At 67.4% G+C, this 1,952-nt stretch carries 2 protein-coding genes; one reads left to right on the top strand and one right to left on the bottom strand.

Annotated features, from left to right (window positions below):
* Positions 1 to 64: 64 nt before the first annotated feature.
* Positions 65 to 1,354, bottom strand: a complete 1,290-nt coding sequence (locus GA0115259_RS35830; protein ID WP_093604577.1) for a PTS transporter subunit EIIC — start codon at positions 1,352 to 1,354, stop codon at positions 65 to 67.
* Positions 1,355 to 1,563: 209 nt separating this feature from the next.
* Between GA0115259_RS35830 and GA0115259_RS35825 the strand changes: the two genes are divergently transcribed.
* The gene (locus GA0115259_RS35825) at positions 1,564 to 1,797 is read left to right on the top strand and encodes a PTS sugar transporter subunit IIB (RefSeq protein WP_046508435.1); all 234 of its coding nucleotides are present in this window, start codon (positions 1,564 to 1,566) and stop codon (positions 1,795 to 1,797) included.
* Positions 1,798 to 1,952: the final 155 nt, after the last annotated feature.

Here is a 1,952-nt window from a genome sequence, read left to right as displayed (position 1 = left end):
CCATAGCGGCCGGCCACGGCCGGCCGTTGCGGCCGGTTGCCATGGCCCAGGCCGTGGCCGGCCCTCACGGCTTGGTGTTCTGCTGCTCGATCTCCCGCTCCAGCTCCTCGGGCTCCCGCCCGGGCGTCGGAATGTCGAAGAGCGTGATCGCGGCGCGGAAGACCACGTAGTACACCACCGCGAAGCAGAGCCCGATCGGAATGATCAGCCAGGGCTTGGTGTCGAGGTGCCAGTTCACGACATAGTCGATCAGGCCGGCCGAGAAGCTGAAGCCCGCGTGCACGCCCAGCCCCCAGGTGATCGCCATCGACGCGCCCGTCAGCAGCGCGTGCGCTCCGTACAGCAGCGGCGCCGCGAACATGAAGGAGAACTCCAGAGGCTCGGTCACTCCCGTGACGAACGAGGTCAGCGCCACGGAGAACATCAGCCCGCCGACGCGCTTGCGGTGCTCGGGGCGCGCGCAGTGCGCGATGGCGAGCGCGGCGGCCGGCAGCCCGAACATCATGACCGGGAAGAATCCCGACATGAACTGGCCCGCCGTCGGATCTCCGGCGAAGAACCGCGTCAGATCACCCATGACGACGGTGCCGTCCGGCTTGGTGTACGTACCGGCCTGGAACCAGAAGAAAGTGTTCAGGAACTGATGCAGGCCGATCGGAATGAGCAGCCGGTTGGCGAGCCCGAAGATGCCCGCTCCCCATGCGCCCAGATCGATGAGCCGCTTGGCGAACGCGGTCAGCCCGTCCCCGACCGGCTCCCACAGCAGCCCGAAGGCCACGCCGAGCAGTGTGCAGAGGAAGGCCATCAGGATCGGCACCAGACGGCGGCCGTTGAAGAAGCCGAGCCAGTCGACCAGTCTCGTACGGTGGAAGCGCTGCCAGACGACCGCCGTGAGCAGCCCGATCAGGATGCCGCCGAGCACACCGGGATTCTGCGGGACGCCGTCGGGCCGGTCCTTGGTCACCGAACCGCCGACCGGGAAGGCGGCCAGGACACCGTGGTAGACGAGAAAGCCGACGACGGCGGCGAGCGCGGTCGAACCGTCCGCCTTCTTGGCGAAGCCGATCGCGACGCCGATACAGAAGAGCAGCGGCAGCCCGAACGCCCCGTCCAGAACGGCGCCGCCGCCCAGGTTGAGCACCTTCGCGGTCTTGTCCCAGAACGGTCCGTGCAGATAGGCGGAGAACAGATTCCCGAGGCTGACCAGCAGTCCCGCGGCCGGCAGCGTGGCCACCGGGAGCTGAAGGCTCCGCCCGATCTTCTGAAGCCCTTGGAACAGCCCGTTCCACCACTTCCTCGCCCGCGGCGGCTCGGGCGGACCCGGCCGGGGCGCTGCCGTGCTGTCGCCGCTCATCGGGTCCTTCCGTCTGGTGGCGGTGGCGGTGCCCGACTGGTGTAGACCAGTTGCGGTAGGCTCGCGGGGCCGGTCGGTCGCGGGCGAGGTGCCGGTGATCGTCATCATTGGGTACGACGTGAAGGTGCGCCCGCGAAGATGGTCCAACTGTGCGTTACCGTGACGAAGCGGTACGAAAGTGACAGTGAGCGACAGTCAGGGAGAACACCATGGCCACCAAGGCTGAGAAGATCGTCGCCGGGCTCGGCGGGCTCGACAACATCGAAGAAGTCGAAGGCTGCATCACCCGCCTCCGCACCGAGGTCGTCAACCCGGACCTCGTCGACGAAACCGCTCTCAAGGCCGCAGGGGCACATGGCGTCGTCAAGATGGGCACCGCGATCCAGGTAGTCATCGGCACGGACGCGGACCCCATCGCCGCAGACATCGAAGACATGATGTAAGAAGGTCCCCCTCTTTTTTGAGGCTCGGTTCGCCTCCGGGCGCTTTCTGCCACTGTCGACGGTCGACCGTGCTCGATTCGCTCGTACCTCGCGAACCTCCGCCCGCGCGGCGGAGCCGCATATCGAGCACAGCCTCCCTTTCGACAGCGGCGCGC

The organism is Streptomyces sp. MnatMP-M17 (genome assembly GCF_900091995.1).
Taxonomy (GTDB): Bacteria; Actinomycetota; Actinomycetes; order Streptomycetales; family Streptomycetaceae; genus Streptomyces.
This window is presented reverse-complemented; position numbering and strand designations above follow the sequence as displayed.

Excerpts from the sequence above, each read along its gene's own strand:
- GA0115259_RS35830 (WP_093604577.1), bottom strand. The coding sequence starts at position 1,354 with ATGAGCGGCGACAGCACGGCAGCGCCCCGGCCGGGTCCGCCCGAGCCG.
- GA0115259_RS35825 (WP_046508435.1), top strand. The coding sequence starts at position 1,564 with ATGGCCACCAAGGCTGAGAAGATCGTCGCCGGGCTCGGCGGGCTCGAC.